General features: G+C 69.3%; 12 protein-coding genes. 2 read left to right on the top strand and 10 right to left on the bottom strand.

Going from position 1 to position 15,485, the window contains the following annotated elements; genetic code table 11:
• The first annotated feature begins 22 nt into the window (after positions 1-22).
• Positions 23-463, top strand: a complete 441-nt coding sequence (locus tag ACZ4S3_RS19185) for an ATP-binding protein (protein ID WP_467935400.1) — start codon at positions 23-25, stop codon at positions 461-463.
• 55 nt (positions 464-518) lie between these two features.
• Here the strand turns inward: ACZ4S3_RS19185 and rodA are convergent, their stop codons facing one another.
• The 9 genes from rodA to ACZ4S3_RS19140 form a co-directional block, all read right to left on the bottom strand.
• Positions 519-1,730: a rod shape-determining protein RodA gene (gene rodA, locus ACZ4S3_RS19180; protein ID WP_467935398.1), complete on the bottom strand. Its 1,212-nt coding sequence runs from the start codon at positions 1,728-1,730 to the stop codon at positions 519-521.
• Positions 1,727-3,871, bottom strand: a complete 2,145-nt coding sequence (gene mrdA / locus ACZ4S3_RS19175) for a penicillin-binding protein 2 (protein ID WP_467935393.1) — start codon at positions 3,869-3,871, stop codon at positions 1,727-1,729. The genes rodA and mrdA overlap by 4 nt, the downstream gene beginning before the upstream one ends.
• 52 nt (positions 3,872-3,923) lie before the next feature.
• Positions 3,924-4,631 (bottom strand): rod shape-determining protein MreD, encoded by a 708-nt coding sequence (gene mreD, locus ACZ4S3_RS19170; protein ID WP_467935390.1) that lies wholly within the window; start codon positions 4,629-4,631, stop codon positions 3,924-3,926.
• Between the two features lie 3 nt (positions 4,632-4,634).
• Complete coding sequence (mreC, locus tag ACZ4S3_RS19165; RefSeq protein WP_467935385.1) at positions 4,635-5,567, bottom strand: rod shape-determining protein MreC; 933 nt, start codon at positions 5,565-5,567, stop codon at positions 4,635-4,637.
• A gap of 265 nt (positions 5,568-5,832) precedes the next feature.
• Complete coding sequence (locus ACZ4S3_RS19160; RefSeq protein ID WP_003985182.1) at positions 5,833-6,852, bottom strand: rod shape-determining protein; 1,020 nt, start codon at positions 6,850-6,852, stop codon at positions 5,833-5,835.
• Positions 6,853-7,146: 294 nt separating this feature from the next.
• Entirely contained in the window at positions 7,147-7,560 is a 414-nt protein-coding gene (gene ndk / locus ACZ4S3_RS19155) for a nucleoside-diphosphate kinase (RefSeq protein WP_467935381.1), read from the bottom strand.
• Positions 7,561-8,002: 442 nt separating this feature from the next.
• Positions 8,003-8,341, bottom strand: a complete 339-nt coding sequence (locus ACZ4S3_RS19150) for a DUF4233 domain-containing protein (RefSeq protein WP_467935377.1) — start codon at positions 8,339-8,341, stop codon at positions 8,003-8,005.
• A 2-nt stretch (positions 8,342-8,343) separates the two neighbouring features.
• The gene (gene folC / locus ACZ4S3_RS19145) at positions 8,344-9,915 is read right to left on the bottom strand and encodes a bifunctional tetrahydrofolate synthase/dihydrofolate synthase (protein ID WP_467935373.1); all 1,572 of its coding nucleotides are present in this window, start codon (positions 9,913-9,915) and stop codon (positions 8,344-8,346) included.
• Between the two features lie 82 nt (positions 9,916-9,997).
• Positions 9,998-11,446, bottom strand: a complete 1,449-nt coding sequence (locus ACZ4S3_RS19140) for a peptidoglycan D,D-transpeptidase FtsI family protein (RefSeq protein ID WP_467935368.1) — start codon at positions 11,444-11,446, stop codon at positions 9,998-10,000.
• Positions 11,447-11,692: 246 nt separating this feature from the next.
• Here ACZ4S3_RS19140 and ACZ4S3_RS19135 point away from each other — a divergent pair, with 246 nt between their 5' ends.
• Positions 11,693-12,871, top strand: a complete 1,179-nt coding sequence (locus ACZ4S3_RS19135) for a hypothetical protein (protein ID WP_467935617.1) — start codon at positions 11,693-11,695, stop codon at positions 12,869-12,871.
• On the opposite strand, the gene ACZ4S3_RS19130 is transcribed toward ACZ4S3_RS19135, so the two are convergent.
• Positions 12,837-15,458, bottom strand: a complete 2,622-nt coding sequence (locus tag ACZ4S3_RS19130; protein WP_467935364.1) for a valine--tRNA ligase — start codon at positions 15,456-15,458, stop codon at positions 12,837-12,839. The two genes, ACZ4S3_RS19135 and ACZ4S3_RS19130, sit on opposite strands and share 35 nt — an antisense overlap.
• Positions 15,459-15,485: the final 27 nt, after the last annotated feature.

The raw sequence follows: 15,485 nt of genomic DNA, 5'->3' as shown, positions 1-15,485 counted from the left end.
CCCTCCGGGGAGGGAGACACCCGTGCACCCCCATACCGTCCCAGCCGTCATCGGGACGCCTGGCCGCATCCCGGCCGGCAGCCGTCCGTGCCTGCTGACCGTACCGAGCACCCCCGCCGCCCCCAGGGTCGCCCGCGACCTCGTCCGCGCCGTGCTCCGCCGTACGCCGCTGTGCGCCCTGCTCGAGACCGCGGTGCTGCTCACCTCGGAAGCGGTCACCCGCTCCCATCTGCGCACCCCCGCGACCGAGGACATCCTGCTCCGCACGCTGACCGGCCCGCACGGCCTGCACATCAGCGTCCATGACTCGGCCCTCGCACCGCCGCCGGAGGAGGAGTCCGACCACCGGCTGCTCCTGCTCACCCGCCTCGCCGATCACTGGGGCACCACCCCGTGCGAGGGGCCGCCCCGGTCCGGGTCGCTGTGGTTCGAGCTGCACGCGAGCGGGGGCCCGGACCAGTAGGCCCGGACCCCCTGCTTTCTCCGGCTGCTTTCTCCGGCTGTTCCCTCCGGGTGCCTCAGCCGGCCGAAACCGGCCGCTGCACCCGGATCGACTGCAGCAGCCCTATGGCGATCCATACGGCGAACATCGAGGTGCCGCCGTAGGAGACAAAGGGCAGCGGGAGACCGGTGACGGGCATGATGCCGAGGGTCATGCCGATGTTCTCGAAGGCCTGGAAGGAGAACCAGGCGATGATGCCGGCGGCGACGATGGTGCCGTAGAGCTCGGTGGTTTCGTGGGCGATCCGGCAGGCGCGCCACAGGACGACGCCCAGCAGGAGGATGATCAGGCCCGCGCCCAGGAAGCCCAGTTCCTCGCCGGCGACGGTGAAGATGAAGTCCGTCTGCTGTTCGGGGACGAACTGGCCGGTGGTCTGACTGCCGTGGAAGAGGCCGGAGCCGGTCAGTCCGCCGCCGCCGATGGCGATGCGGGCCTGGTTGGTGTTGTAGCCAACGCCGGCGGGATCCAGGCTCGGGTTGGCGAAGGCGGCGAAGCGGGCGATCTGGTACTCGTCGAGCAGGCCGAGCTGCCAGATGGCGAGGCAGCCGACGACGCCGGTGCCCAGCAGGCCCAGGATCCAGCGGTTGGAGGCGCCGGAGGAGAGCAGTACGCCGAGGATGATGGCGCCGAGGACCATGACCGAGCCGAGGTCCGGCATCAGCAGGATGATCCCCACCGGGACGGCGGCGAGGCCCAGGGCCTGGACGACGGTGCGGTGGTCGGGGTGCGGGCGGTCGCCGGCGTCGACCCTGGCCGCGAGGATCATCGCCATGCCGAGCGTGATGGTGATCTTCGCGAATTCGGCGGGCTGGAGGGAGAAGCCGCCGGGGATCGCCAGCCAGGAGCGCGAGCCGTTGATGGTGGCGCCCAGCGGGGTCAGGACGAGCAGCGCCAGGATGACCGACAGGCCGTACAGGACCGGGATCGCGCCGCGCAGGGTGCGGTGGCCGAGCCAGATGGTGCCCGCGGCCATCGCCAGTCCGATGCCGGTGTTGAGGAGATGGTGCAGGAAGAAGAAGTACTCGTCGCCGTGGTTGAGTTCGGTGCGGTTACGGGTGGCGGAGAAGACCAGCACCGCACCCATCGCGGACAGCGCCACGCACGACAGCAGCAGCACCCAGTCGAGCTTGCGGAAGAGTGAGTCGCGCGCGGTGAGCTTGCCCCAGGTGCCGAGTTCGGGGCTGTAACGGCGGATGGAGAACGTCCGGGACGTGTGGCTGGTCGTCACTCTGGGCTCCCCGATGCGGACGACGACGGCTTCGGCGGGACATACGGCTTGATGACCTGGGCCTGGATCGTGCCGTCGTCCTCGATCTTGGGCAGCTTGGCCTCGGGCTTCGGGAGCAGGGCGGCCTTGTTGTCGATGTCGCCCTTGTCGTTGACGCCGTAGATGGCGTTGTAGATCTTGCGTACGGCCGGACCGGAGGCGCCGGAGCCCGTACCACCCTGGGCAATCGTCATGACGATCGTGTAGTCCTTGGTGTACGTGGCGAACCAGGACGTCGTCTGCTTGCCGTAGACCTCGGCCGTACCGGTCTTGGCGTGCATCGGGATCTTGTCCTGGGGCCAGCCGCCGAACCGCCAGGCGGCGGTACCCCGGGTGGCGACACCGGCCAGCGCGCTGTCGATCTGCTGGAGCGTCTTGGAGCTGTCGGGCAGCCTGCCGTGCGACTTCGGCTGGATCTGGCGTACGTGCTTGCCGTCGGGGCTGACGACGGCCTTGCCGACGGTCGGGTTGTAGAGGGTGCCGCCGTTGGAGATGGCGCCGTAGATGGTGGCCATCTGGATCGGGGTGACGAGGGTGTCGCCCTGGCCGATCGAGTAGTTGACGGAGTCACCGGCGCGCATCTTCATGCCGGACTCGCAGTTCTCCTTGGCGATCTTGGAGACATAGTCGTCGGCGTTCTTGCCCTGCGCACACCAGCCGTCCTTGTTGGCCTTCCAGTAGTCCTTCTTCCACTGGCGGTCCGGGACCCGGCCGGTGACCTCGTTGGGCAGGTCGATGCCGGTCTCCTTCCCGAGGCCGAACTGGTGGGCGGTCCGGTAGAACCAGTCCGCGGGGTCGTGCCTGGGCTTGTTGCCGCCGTCCTTCTGCCACTGCTGGTAGGCCAGGCCGTAGAAGACGGTGTCGCAGGAGACCTCCAGCGCGCGGCCCAGGCTGATCGGCCCGAAGTTCTCCGACTCGAAGTTCTTGAAGGTCTGGCCGCCGATGCTCATGGCGCTGGTGCAGGGGTAGTGGCCGTTGAACGGGTAGCCGGCGTTGACCGCGGCGGTGGTCGAGATGACCTTGAAGATGGAGCCCGGGGCGGCCTGGCCCTGGATGGCGCGGTTGAGCAGCGGGTAGTTCGACTTCTTACCCGTCAGGTGGGCGTAGTCCTTGCCGGAGATCCCGCCGACCCAGGCATTGGGGTCGTAGGCGGGGCTGGAGGCCATCGCCACCACCCGGCCGGTCTTGGCCTCCATGACGACCGCGGCGCCCGAGTCGGCCTTGTAGTTGGTGCCGGTGTTCTTGTCGACCTCCTTGCGGGCGTCCTTCATCGCCTGGTCGAGCTCTTTTTCGGTGACGGCCTGGACGCGGGCGTCGATGCTGGTGACGACGTTGGCGCCGGGCACCTGCGGGTCGCTCTTGGCCTTGCCGATGACCCGGCCGAGATTGTCGACCTCGTAGCGGGTGACGCCGGCCTTGCCGCGCAGATCGCTGTCGTACGTACGCTCCAGCCCCGACCGGCCGATCTGGTCGGAACGCAGCAGCGGCGAACGGCTGTTCTTGGCCTTGTTGATCTCGACGTCGGTGACCGGCGAGAGATAGCCGAGGACCTGGGCGGTGTTGGCGTTGCCGGGGGCGGCGTAGCGGCGGACGGCGGTGGGCTCGGCGCTGATGCCGGGGAAGTCCTCGCTGCGCTCGCGGATCTGGAGGGCCTGCTGGGTGGTGGCCTCGTCGGTGATCGGGATCGGCTGGTACGGCGAGCCGTTCCAGCAGGGCTGCGGGGTCTTGGCGTCGCACAGCCGGACCTTGTTGCGGATCTCCTGTTCGGACAGGCCGAGCACCTTGGAGAGCCGGCCGAGCACGGCCTTGCCGTCGTCCTTCATCTTCAGCAGGTCGGTCCGGCTGGCGGAGACCACCAGACGGGTCTGGTTGTCGGCCAGCGGCACGCCGCGCGCATCGAGGATGGAGCCGCGAGTGGCGGGCTCGACGACCTGCTGGACGTGGTTGGACTTGGCCTCGTTGGCGTACTCCTGGCCGTTACGGATCTGCAGGTACCAGAGCCGGCCGCCGAGGGTGAGCAGCAGGGAGAAGACCAGGATCTGAATCGCGATGAGACGGACCGTGACCCGGGAGGTCCGGCCCGTCTCCGGAATATTGCTCATGGCGCGCAGCGCCTCCCTGAGGGGCGGTGGTCGGGCGACGGGTGGGCGTTGCTCACAGCCGCTTGACCCCCTTGATGCGGTCCGTCTTGTTACGGGCGGGCTTGCCGAGCAGCCCGCCGCGCTGGCCCCCGATCCACCCGGACTTCTTCATACCGCGGCTGGCTGTGAAGCCGGTGCCGGTGCTCAGCCAGCCGTACGCCGCGTCACGGCTGCCGGCCGAACCGCCCTTGCCGCCGGAGCCGTCGGCGGCCAGCGGGTCGTTCTCCGTTCTGCGCGCGACGGCCATCACCAGCGGGACGATGAACGGGGCGAGCAGCAGGTCGTAGAGAGTGGCGCTGACCAGCAGCCCCACGAGGCCGACGTGCCGGGCGGCGGTGTCACCGACCAGCGCGCCGACGCCCGCGTACATCAGCGTCGAGCCGATGGCGGCGGCGATGACGACCATCAGGGGGACGGTCGCCGAGCGGTGCTGGCCGGAGTCGGGCTTGGTCAGGCCGGCGACGTAGCCGATGACGCAGAGCACCAGCGCGTACCGGCCGATGGCGTGGTCGGAGGGCGGGGCGAGATCGGCGAGCAGTCCGGCGCCGAAGCCGACCAGACAGCCGCCGACATGGCCGTAGACCAGCGCGAGGGCCAGCACGACCAGCAGCAGCAGGTCCGGTACGGCGCCGGGCAGTTGGAGCCGGGCGAGGACGCTGACCTGAATGACCAGGGCGACGACCACCAGCGGGGTCGCGAGCAGGATCCGGTTGATGCGCATCGGTCAGCTCCTGGGAGGGGCGCTCTCGGTGGGGGTGGCCGTGACCGTAACCGTCGGTGCCGGTTTCGGCTTGGCCGGTCTGCGCGGCAGGACGGTGTCGCGCGGGTCCTCGCGGGGCGGCTGGACGACGACGCCGACGATGTCGAGCTGCGAGAAGGCGACGTAAGGGCGGACCTGGAGGGTGCGGGTCAGATCACCGTTGGACGGCTCGACCTTGACGATCTGGCCGACCGGAACGCCGGGCACGAACGGCTTGTCGGCGCTGGAGCCGAAGGTGACCAGGCGGTCGCCCTTCTTGACCGCGGCCTTGCCGTTCAGGAGCTGGACACGCAGCGAGCGGCCGCCCTGACCGTTGGCGAAGCCGATCTCGTTGGTCTTCTCCATCCGGGTGCCGACGGTGAAGTCGGGGTCGTTGGCCAGCAGTACGGTGGCGGTGTCGGCGCCGACGGTGGTGACCCGGCCGACCAGACCGTCGCCGTTGAGGACGGTCATATCGCGGGCGATGCCGTCGCGGCTGCCGGCGTCGATGGTGACGGTCCAGGAGAAGCCCTGGGCGGCACCGATGGCGATGACCTCGGCGCCCTTGATCCCGTACTGGCCCTGGCCGGCGGTCTTGAGCATCTTGTCGAGCTGGGTGGCGCGGCTGCGGTTGCGGTCGGAGGAGCCGAGCTTCGCCTTGAGGGCGGCGTTCTCGCGCTCCAGCAGGGCGATGCGGCTGTGCCGTTCCCCGGAGTCCCGTACGGCGCCGACGGCGTTGCCGACCGGGCTGACGACGCGCGCGACGCCGTTCTCGACCGGGCCGAAGGCGGAGGCTGCGACTTGCCGGGCGCCATCGAGCGGGGACTGTTCACCGCCGCGGATATCGACCGTGATCAGCGCGAACGCGATCGCGACCAGCAGCACCAGCAGCAGCCGGCTCTCTCGTGTGTCCCTCACGTGCGGCGGCCGTGTCCTTCCTCGTAGGACCGGCCGGCTGCGGGCCCGCGCCGGTCTCGTTCGGGAGTTGAGCGTTGTGCCTGTATGAGCGGTGCCCGGTGGTGGAGTCTCAGTGCACCGTGTCTGTCGAGGTGTTGTGCCTGTGGCGAGGTGTTGTGCCTGTATATCAACGATTCAGCGGAGGAATCGGGTACTGCTGAGGTGGCGCCGGCCCTCGCGGCGCGCCGTACGGTGCGCCGCGGGCAGGGCCGGGGCCAAGGACGTGCTACCTGCGGGGCTGGGAGTCGAGGACCTGCTGCAGCGCCTCGAACTCCTCGACGCACTTGCCGGAACCGAGCGCGACGGAGTCGAGCGGGTCCTCGGCGATGTGGATGGGCATGCCGGTCTCGCGGCGCAGCCGCTCATCGAGGCCACGCAGCAGGGCGCCGCCTCCGGTGAGCACGATGCCGCGGTCCATGACATCACCGGACAGCTCCGGCGGGCACTTGTCGAGGGTCGTCTTGACCGCGTCGACGATGGAGTTGACCGGCTCCTCGATGGCCTTGCGGACCTCGGCGGCCGAGATGACCACGGTCTTCGGCAGGCCGGAGACCAGGTCGCGGCCGCGGATCTCGGTGTGCTCGTCCTGCTCGAGGTCGTACGCCGAGCCGATGGTGATCTTGATGCTCTCGGCGGTGCGCTCGCCCAGCAGAAGGCTGTACTCCTTCTTGATGTGCTGGATGATCGCGTTGTCGAGCTCATCGCCGGCCACCCGGATGGACTGGGCCGTGACGATCCCGCCGAGCGAGATGACCGCGACCTCGGTCGTGCCGCCGCCGATGTCCACGACCATGTTGCCGGTGGCCTCATGGACCGGCAGTCCGGAGCCGATCGCCGCGGCCATCGGCTCCTCGATGATGTGGACCTGGCGCGCGCCGGCCTGGGTCGAGGCCTCGATGACGGCGCGGCGCTCAACTCCGGTGATGCCGGAGGGAACACACACGACCACCCGCGGACGGGCCAGATAGCGCCGCTTGTGGATCTTGAGGATGAAGTAGCGGAGCATCCGCTCGGTGATCTCGAAGTCGGCGATAACGCCGTCCTTCAGGGGCCGTACGGCGACGATGTTGCCGGGCGTGCGCCCGATCATCTTCTTCGCCTCGGCACCTACCGCGAGGATGCCGCCGGTGTTGGTGTTGATGGCCACGACCGACGGCTCGTTGAGGACGATGCCGCGGCCCCTGACGTACACCAGCGTGTTGGCGGTCCCGAGGTCGACAGCCATGTCACGGCCGATGAACGACATGTTGTTCCCCATGAGGATACGTCTGGCCTTCCCAACTGGAGCGAATGCTTACTTGAGGTCGGCAGGAGGTGATGCGCTGTATGGCGCGGAAGCTCCATCGTAGTCTCGCCGTGCCACCCACTCGAACACGGTGGAGCCTTGAGCGCCATTGTCAGCCGTACACGCACCGGCCCCCCTTAATGGTGACGTCGTGTCGCGGGGATGCGTTCCCCCGATCGAGTCGCATATGCCAAGGGGCGACCGATGATTCCACCGGTCGCCCCAGGTCACAAGGGATGTGCGCGTAACGATGCGTCAGGAAATCCCCGGGAAGAAAATCTTGATCTCGCGCTCGGCGGACTCTTCGGAATCCGAGGCGTGGATCAGATTCTCTCGGGTGATCGTGCCAAAGTCCCCACGAATGGACCCACTCGGTGCGGCAATCGGGTCAGTCGGACCGGCCAGCACGCGCACTCCTTCGATGACCCGCTCCCCTTCGACGACGAACGAGACAACCGGTCCGGAGGACATGAATTCGACCAGGGGCTCGTAAAAGGGCTTGCCGACGTGCTCGGCGTAGTGCTGCTCAAGAAGCCCGCGGTCCAGGGTGCGCAGCTCCAGCGCGGCGATCGTCCAGCCGGCCTTCTTCTCGATACGGCCGATGATCTCGCCGATCAGACCGCGGCGAACGGCGTCGGGCTTGAGAAGGACGAGCGTGCGCTGGCTCACGAAGGGGCTCCCTGTATATCTACAACGGTCAGCGGGTGCCCTTGAGGCTACCTGGCCCGTTCGCTGCGCTTTGCCTTGGCCGAACGTTGTTGGCTTTCCCGCCGTGGCGCGGGCCGCTTGGCCTGGGCCGTACGTCGCCGGGTATCGCGCCGTTGCGCCTGGGGCGGGCCGTCTCCGCTGCGCGGGGCTGTTCGCCGCGGCGCCGGGCCTGCACGGCTCCGCCGCTACGACCCGGCACCTCCCGAGGAGGGGTGGTGAAAAGACAACCCCTCGCTCGCTGCCCGCTCTGGGTATCCCCAGCCACCTGGTCTTTTCCCCACCCACAACGGAAGGGGACGGGCCGGAGGACGAAGTCCGCAGGACCGGCACCGCTGCCGTACAGCCCCGCGCAGCGGCACCGCCCGCCGCAGGCGTAACGGCGCCGCACCCAACAACGTGGGGATCAGCCAGCCGCAGGCGCCGCGGCCGCGGCCTTGGCTGTGTCGATCTTGCGGCCGAAGTGGACCGACGCCCACCACAGGGCGGCGAACACCGTCCCCAGGAAGAACATCGTCGGGACGACGAAGCCGCTGGCGATCAGGGCGATCTGCAGCGCCCAGCCGAGCTGGACACCGCCGGGGCGGCCCAGCATCCCGCACAGCAGAAGGCTGACCAGCATGGCGATGCCGCTGACCGTCCAGACCGTGGCCGTCGGCAGACCGGTGAGCTGCATCGCGACCAGCCCGGCGAAGCCGACAACGAAGAACTCGCCGATCAGCGTGCCGGCACACAGAGTGCGCATGGTCAGTTCCTCCCCAGGAGCAGCCGGGCCTCGCCGACCGTGATCACGGAGCCGGTCACCAGCACACCGGCTCCGGAGAATTCGCCCTCTTCCTCGGCGAGGGTGATCGCCACCTCCAGGGCGTCATCGAGCCGCGGCTCGACCTGGACCCGATCGGCGCCGAAGACCTCGACGGCGACCGCCGCCAGCTCATCGGCGTCCATCCCGCGATGGCTGGAATTACGGGTCACCACGACCTCGGCGAAGATCGGCTCGAACGCCTCCAGCACGCCGCGTACGTCCTTGCCCTCGCTGGTGCCGACGACGCCCACCAGCCGGCTGAAGCCGAACGCCTCGGTGACCGCCTCGGCCGCGGCCCGCGCGCCCGCGGGGTTGTGCGCCGCGTCCAGGACGACCGTCGGGCTGCGCCGCACGACCTCCATCCGGCCCGGCGAGGAGACCGCGGCGAACGCGGAGCGGACGGTGTCGATGTCGAGCGTACGGGCCTGCTCGGAGCCGATGCCGAAGAACGCCTCGACCGCGGCGAGCGCCACCGCGGCGTTGTGCGCCTGGTGGGCGCCGTACAGCGGCAGGAAGACCTCCGGGTACTCACCGCCCAGCCCGCGCAGCGTCAGCATCTGGCCGCCGACGGCCACCTCCCGGGAGAGGACCCCGAACTCCATGCCCTCGCGGGCGACCGTCGCGTCCACCTCGACCGCGCGCTTGAGCATCACGGACGCCGCGTCGACCGGCTGCTGGGCCAGCACGACGGTGGCGTCCTTCTTGATGATCCCGGACTTCTCGCCGGCGATCTGCTCGGGCGTCTCGCCCAGCCGGTCGGTGTGGTCCAGCGAAATCGGGGTGATCACGGCGACATCGCCGTCGATGACGTTCGTCGCGTCCCAGGTGCCGCCCATGCCGACCTCGACGACGGCGACGTCCACCGGGGCGTCCGCGAAGGCGGCGTACGCCATCGCCGTCAGCACCTCGAAGAACGACAGGCGGTACTCCTGCTGCGCGTCGACCATCTCCAGATACGGGGCGATGTCCCGGTATGCCTCGATGAAGCGCTCGGCGGAGATCGGGGAGCCGTCCAGGCTGATCCGCTCGGTGATCGACTGGACGTGTGGGCTGGTGTAGCGGCCGGTGCGCAGCTCGAAGGCGCCCAGCAGGGCCTCGATCATGCGGGCCGTGCTGGTCTTGCCGTTGGTGCCCGTGATGTGGATGGAGGGGTAGGCGCGCTGCGGCGAGCCCAGGATGTCCAGCAGCGCCACGATGCGCTGGACCGACGGGTCGAGTTTGGTCTCGCCCCAGCGGCCGGCCAGCTCCTCCTCGACGGCGCGCAGCGCCCGGTCGAGCTCGGGGTCGGCGGGCCGGGTGGGAACACCGTCCCCTTGCGGCGGTCCGGCCTGCGCGCGCAGCGTCCGGCTGCCGGCCTCGATCACCGCCAGGTCCGGGGTAGGGGTCTCCCCTGCTCGATCGGAGCTGAGAGCTTGGGGAAGGGTGGTCTCGGCCTCGACCATGTCATCGAAGGCGTCGGCCGGGTCGGGGCCGTCGGTGGGGTCAGGGTCGTCGTTTCGGGGGCGCTCGCTCACGACGACAAGTCTACGAGGCACCTCTGACAGCGGGCGCCCCCGCCGCCCCCGCCGCATCCCTGCAGGACAGCCCCGCCTTCCGCTACGAGAGCGCCGCCTTCATCATGGCGCGGGCGACCGGCGCGGCCAGCCCGTTGCCGGACACCTCGTTGCGCGCCGCATGCCCGTCCTCGACCATCACGGCGACGGCCACCTGCTTGCCCGCACTGTTCGTCGCGTACGAGACGAACCAGGCATAGGGCGTGCCGCTGTTGTCGACGCCGTGCTGAGCGGTACCGGTCTTGCCGCCGACGGTCAGCCCGCCGATCTTCGCGTTGGACCCGGTGCCCTTGTCCACGACCGTCCGCATCGCCGACCGCAGCTGCTCGGCGGTGTGTGCGGACATCACCTTGCCGTACGTCTTCGGGCGGTTGTGCTGGACGGTGTTGCCGCCGCCGTCGGTGAGCTTGTCGACCAGCTGCGGGGTCTTCAGCTCACCGCCGTTGGCGATGGCCGAGGAGACCATCGCCATCTGCAGCGGGGTGGCCTGGTCGTTGAACTGGCCGATCCCGGACAGCGCGGTCTGCGCGGAGTCCATGTCCGTGGGATAGACGCTCTTGGCGGCCCGGACCGGGACGTCCACCTTGCCGTCGTTGAAACCGAACTTCTCGGCCTGCGCCGCCACCTTGTCCTGGCCCAGATCGGCGGCGATCTTCGCGAAGACGGTGTTGCAGGAGTACTGGAGCGCGGTACGCAGGGTCGCGTTCTTGCAGGGCGCGGAGGCGCTCTCGTTGGTCAGCTCGGTGCGGGTGTGCGGGAGGGTGTACGGGTCGGGGCTGTCGGTGGGCTCGTCCACCGAGGAGTACAGGCCGTTCTCCAGAGCAGCCGCGGCGACCACCAGCTTGAAGGTGGAGCCGGGCGGCAGGGCCTGGCGCAGCGCACGGTTCACATTGGGCTGGTCGCCGTCCCCGGCCATCGCCTTCCAGGCCTTCTGGTCGGCGCTGCCGGATCCGGCGAACTTCCCCGGGTCGTACGACGGGGTGCTGACCATGCCCAGAATCCGCCCGGTCGCAGGGTCGAGGGCGACCGCCGCGCCCTTCTTGTCGCCCAGCGCCTCATACCCGGCCTTTTGCACCTTGGGGTCGATGGTGGTGGCCACATCGCCGCCCTTGGCCCGCTCGTGCAGCACCGCGTCGGCGGGGCTCTGCAGCCGGCTGTCGGAACCGTCCAGGAGGTCGCCGTAGAGGCTCTCCAGCTGGTTGCTGCCGAAGATCTGGGAGGTGAAGCCGGTCACGGGGGCGTACAGCGGGCCGTCCTTGTAGGTCCGCTTGTACTTCAGCGTGGCGGAGGTGGCGGCCGATCCGGTGACCGGTTCCCCGTCGACCAGGATGTTGCCCAGCGGTGCCGCGTACTTGCCGATCGTCACCCGCGGATTGCGCGAGTCGCCCATGTAGTCACTGGCCTTTGCGCCCTGGATCCAGGTCGCCCAGCCCATCAGCGCGAGTATCAGGGCGAGGCAGAAGACCGAGACCCGTCGCAGTGGCTTGTTCATGGGGCGCGGCTCCTCGGTGATGGACTGGCGGTTTCTGCGGAACTCCGGCATTCCGGTCCACGGTGCCTCCCGTTCATGAGAGCGCCATGAGAACGGCCCGAATCGGCCGAATCGGCCGGCCGGGACAACGTTCCGCCGCTTTTCCCCCTCTTCGTGGGTGGGCTGTGTACGCCCCCGGTGATCATCGTGACCGCAAGCGGACGGGAAAGCAGGAGCTGAAGACGGGTGCCGGCAATCAGTCAGCGGATGCATTTGGTGCTGCTCACCGCCTGGACCGTGCTGTGGTTCGTCGTGGTCGAGCCGCACGGCGGCTTCTCCTGGCACTATCTGCGCACCGGCGGCGAACTGATATACCAGGGCACCTCGGGCGACGGCACCGGCGGCCTCAACCTCTACGCCCACCACCCCGAGCTCCAGATGGGCCCGCTCAGCTTTCTGACCGCCGGCCTGTTCAATCCGTTCCCCGAGGCCACCGGCCAGTTCCTCGCGGCGGCCCTGATGTCGCTGCTCGGGCTGGTCATCGTGGTGCTGGCGGGCCGCAGCGCCGCCCACCACTTCCTGGGCACCGGCACCAACCACCAGCGGCTGCGGCAGCGCGTACTGATCGCCGGGCTGGCCTTCATCCCGATGTGGATCGAGGTCGCGGTCCGCTTCGGGCATCTCGACGATGTCCTGGCGCTGTTCTTCACCACCCTCGCCGTGCGGTCCGTGACCCGCGGCAACGCCGCCCTCACCGGCGTCTTCCTGGCCCTCGCCATGGACTCCAAGCCCACCGCCCTGGCCTTCCTCCCCCTGCTGCTGGCCCTGCCCAGGGAGAAGTGGCTGCGGGCCGGCCTGTGGTGCGCGGGCCTGGTCGCCCTCGCCTGGCTCCCGTTCTTCCTCGGCGACACCCAGTCCTTCGCCGCCGCGAAATTCGCCATCCCCAACCATCCGGCGTCCGCCCTGCGCTGGCTGGGCGTCGGCGACCCGGAAACCCCCGGCTGGGACCGCCCCGCCCAGGCCGCCCTCGGCCTCGCGCTGGGCGCCATCGCCGTCTGGCGCGGCCGCTGGGCCGCCGTCGTCCTGCTCGGCGCCAACGCCCGGATCGTCCTCGACCCGAGCGTCTACACGTACTACACGGCGTCCGTCCTGCTCGGCACGCTCCTGTGGGACGTCATCGGCCAGCGCCGTCTGGTCCCCTGGTGGAGCTGGCTGGCCGTGCTCATCCTCTACGGCAGCGTCTTCGTGATCCCCGACGATGCCGCCCGCGGCCTGATCCGCCTCGCCTTCGTGGCCGTCTCGACGGCGTACGTCCTGCTCTGGCCGGTACGGGAGAGGGGGCGGCGGGGCGGCCGGGGACGCCGCAGGCCCCCCGCCCGGAGGGACGAGGGGCCTGCGGACCGTATGGCTGCTACGCCTTGGGCAGAGCCGCCAGCTGCGCGGTGATGCGGACGATGTCCGCCTCCGCGGCCTCCAGCCGGCCGCGGATCTTGTCCACGACCTTCTCCGGCGCCTTGGCCAGGAACGCCTCGTTGCCGAGCTTCCCGGTGGCCTGCGCCTTCTCCTTCTCGGCAGCCGCCAGATCCTTCGTCAGGCGCTTGCGCTCCGCCTCGACGTCGATCGCGCCGGACAGGTCCAGCGCGACCGTCGCCCCCGCGACCGGCAGCGACGCGGTGACACTGAAGTCGTCACCGGCCGGCTGCAGCCGCAGCAGCGAACGCATCGCGGCCTCGTGCGCCGCCAGCGTCGTACCGGACAGGTCCAGCTGGGCGGGGACCTTCTGGCCCGGCTGCAGCCCCTGGTCGGAGCGGAACCGGCGGACCTCGGTGACGACCTGCTGAACGGTCCCGATCTCCTTCTCCGCCGCCGCGTCCCGGAAGCCGGAGTCGGCGGGCCACTCGGCGATGACGAGCGACTCTCCGCCGGTCAGCGTCGTCCAGAGCGTCTCGGTGACGAACGGCACGATCGGGTGCAGCAGCCGCAGCGTGACGTCCAGGACCTCGCCCAGCACCCGGCGCGAGGCGTCGGCGGCCGGACCGCCCGCCATGAACGTCGTCTTCGACAGCTCGACGTACCAGTCGAAGACCTCGTCCCACGCGAAGTGGAAGAGGGTGTCGGACAGCTTCGCGAACTGGTAGTCGTCGTAGTACGCGTCCACCTCGGCGACGACCGAGTTCAGCCGGGAGAGGATCCACCGGTCGGTCGCCGACAGCTGCTCGGCGGGCGGCAGTTCGCCCTCCACCGTCGCACCGTTCATCAGCGCGAAGCGGGTGGCGTTCCAGATCTTGTTGGCGAAGTTACGGGACCCCTGGACCCAGTCCTCACCGATCGGGACGTCGACACCGGGGTTGGCGCCACGGGCGAGGGTGAAGCGGACGGCGTCCGACCCGTACGCGTCCATCCAGTCCAGCGGATTGACCGCATTCCCGAACGACTTGGACATCTTCTTGCCGAACTGGTCACGGACCATGCCGTGCAGCGCGATGGTGTGGAACGGCGGGGTGCCATCCATCGCGTACAGCCCGAACATCATCATCCGGGCGACCCAGAAGAAGAGGATGTCGTAGCCGGTGACCAGCACGGAGTTCGGGTAGAACTTCTCGACGCTCGGGGTCTGCTCGGGCCAGCCGAGCGTGGAGAACGGCCACAGGCCGGACGAGAACCACGTGTCGAGGACATCGGTGTCCTGGTGCCATCCCTCGCCGGTGGGCGCCTCGTCATCGGGTCCGACGCAGACGACCTCACCGTTCGGCCCGTACCAGACCGGAATGCGGTGACCCCACCACAACTGCCGCGAAATGCACCAGTCGTGAAGGTTGTCCACCCAGCCGAAGTACCGCGACTCCATCTCCTTCGGATGGATCGCGACCTTCCCGTCACGGACCGCGTCACCCGCGGCCTTCGCCAGCGGGCCGACCTTGACCCACCACTGCATGGACAGCCGCGGCTCGATGGTGGTCTTGCAGCGCGAGCAGTGCCCGACGGAGTGCGTGTACGGCCGCTTCTCGGCGACGATACGGCCCTCGGCGCGCAGCGCACCGACGATCGCCGAACGGGCCTCGAAGCGGTCCAGCCCCTGGAAGGGACCGTGCGCCGTGATGATGCCGCGCTCGTCGAGCACGGCGAGGTTCGCCAGGTCGTGCCGGCGGCCGATCTCGAAGTCGTTGGGGTCGTGAGCCGGGGTGACCTTGACCGCACCCGTACCGAACTCCGGGTCGACGTGCTCGTCCGCGACGACCGGGATCCGGCGGCCGGTCAGCGGCAACTCGATCTCGGTGCCGATGAGATGGGCGTAGCGCTCGTCCTCCGGGTGAACGGCGACGGCGGTGTCACCGAGCATCGTCTCGGCGCGGGTCGTGGCGACGACGATCGACGCGTCACCCTCCCCGTACCGGATCGACACGAGCTCGCCGTCATCGTCCTGATACTCCACCTCGATGTCCGAGATGGCGGTCAGGCAGCGCGGGCACCAGTTGATGATGCGCTCGGCGCGGTAGATGAGCTCGTCGTCGTAGAGCCGCTTGAAGATCGTCTGGACGGCCTTGGACAGCCCCTCGTCCATCGTGAACCGCTCACGCGACCAGGCGACACCGTCGCCGAGGCGACGCATCTGGCCGGAGATCTGCCCACCGGACTCGTTCTTCCACTGCCAGACCCGCTCGACGAACGCCTCGCGGCCCAGGTCGTGGCGCGAGACGCCTTCCTTGGCGAGCTCCCGCTCCACGACGTTCTGGGTGGCGATACCGGCGTGGTCCATGCCCGGCTGCCACAGCGTCTCGTAGCCCTGCATCCGCTTGCGGCGCGTGAGCGCGTCGATCAGCGTGTGCTCGAAGGCATGCCCCAGGTGCAGGCTGCCGGTCACGTTCGGCGGCGGAATGACGATCGTGTACGGCGGCTTCTCGCTCTTCTCGTCCGCCTCGAAATAGCCCCGCTCTACCCAGCGCTCGTACAGCGGCCCCTCTACATCGGCCGGCGTGTACTGAGTCGGCAGTTCGGGGGCGCTGTGGTTGCTCTGCTGAGTGTTCTCGGTCACGACGGACAGTGTACGGGCGCGTATGTA

The organism is Streptomyces sp. NPDC028368 (assembly GCF_055565615.1).
This window is presented reverse-complemented; position numbering and strand designations above follow the sequence as displayed.

What these genes read in the sequence shown, in the direction of transcription:
- ACZ4S3_RS19140 (WP_467935368.1), bottom strand. Translation starts at nt 11,446, where the DNA reads ATGAACAAGCCACTGCGACGGGTCTCGGTCTTCTGCCTCGCCCTGATA.
- ACZ4S3_RS19160 (WP_003985182.1), bottom strand. Translation starts at nt 6,852, where the DNA reads ATGTCGTTCATCGGCCGTGACATGGCTGTCGACCTCGGGACCGCCAAC.
- mrdA (WP_467935393.1), bottom strand. Translation starts at nt 3,871, where the DNA reads ATGAGCAATATTCCGGAGACGGGCCGGACCTCCCGGGTCACGGTCCGT.
- ACZ4S3_RS19135 (WP_467935617.1), top strand. Translation starts at nt 11,693, where the DNA reads ATGCATTTGGTGCTGCTCACCGCCTGGACCGTGCTGTGGTTCGTCGTG.
- mreD (WP_467935390.1), bottom strand. Translation starts at nt 4,631, where the DNA reads ATGCGCATCAACCGGATCCTGCTCGCGACCCCGCTGGTGGTCGTCGCC.
- ACZ4S3_RS19150 (WP_467935377.1), bottom strand. Translation starts at nt 8,341, where the DNA reads ATGCGCACTCTGTGTGCCGGCACGCTGATCGGCGAGTTCTTCGTTGTC.